Raw genomic sequence first — 1,017 nt, forward strand, 5'->3', positions numbered from 1 at the left:
AGCGAAGAAAGCCAGAGTGCGAGATCAATCACACCAACCCCCAGCGAAGGCCCTCAAACCTTATGTGACCCTACGTTATCACACCGGTGCACTTTACCACAATTCAACGAGTGCTCCAAAATTAACAGAAGCTGAACACCGCCGAGTACCGAACTCCGTGGCGCAATTGTCAATCCGTATGAGAAATGCATCGCGCAGGGCGCGCAATTCCGCTGTTGTTTGCAGCCGGTGGTGCAAGACTTCCACAATACGAGGAAGCTGGCTGAACCAGGCATTGAGGCCTCGTCCACAACGCACTTTGTCAAGTGGCGGCATCTGTGGCAGTTTATCGGCTGGCAGATTGCAGGAGCACGTTCGATGGAACAGCGCCGGTCGTCGCAGAGCTTCAAGCGTAAGGAACTGGTCGGCAAGCTTGATCCTGTCGGGGTGCGCGCCTTCAAGGCCGCGGCCGATAGCGCCAAGCTGCGCGGCAATCCTTACGTCGAACTCGTTCACTTCATCGAGCAGCTGGTGCTTTCCGACCGCTCCGATGTGCAAATGATAATCGCCGATGCGGGACTGGATGCCAGCCGGCTCACGGCAGATATGACCCGTGCCGTCGACAAGTTGCCCTATGGCGCAACCTCGATCGAGGAATTCTCCGATCATATCTTCCATGCAATCCAGGAAGCCTGGAACCTCGCGACGCTGGAGTTCGGCGTCGAGGAAGTCCGCAGCGCCCATATTCTGCTTTCCTGCCTGAAAACCCCGGTTCTGGAAGGCCTGCTGTCGAAGATCAGCGGCGAGTTCGACAAGATCGACGCCGATGCGGTTGTCGCGCGGTTCGCCGATGTCGTGGAAGGTTCGCTCGAAGGCGGCGCAGCCATCGCGGTTCCCGCGGCTGAAACGCCGAAGCGGACCATGGGCGGAGATTCGGCCTTGGCGAAATTCGCCACCGATCTGACCCAACGCGCCCGCGAGGGCAAGATCGATCCGGTCGTCGGCCGCGATCCGGAGATCCGGCAGATAGTCGACATC

At 58.9% G+C, this 1,017-nt stretch carries 1 pseudogene; it reads left to right on the plus strand.

Annotated elements, in window-relative coordinates:
* Nucleotides 1-357 precede the first annotated feature (357 nt).
* A pseudogene (locus EN925_RS37215) lies at nucleotides 358-1,017 on the plus strand (type VI secretion system ATPase TssH); the annotation flags it as partial.

The sequence above is a fragment of the Mesorhizobium sp. M7A.F.Ca.US.006.04.2.1 genome, from assembly GCF_004022915.1.
GTDB lineage: Bacteria > Pseudomonadota > Alphaproteobacteria > Rhizobiales > Rhizobiaceae > Mesorhizobium > Mesorhizobium ciceri.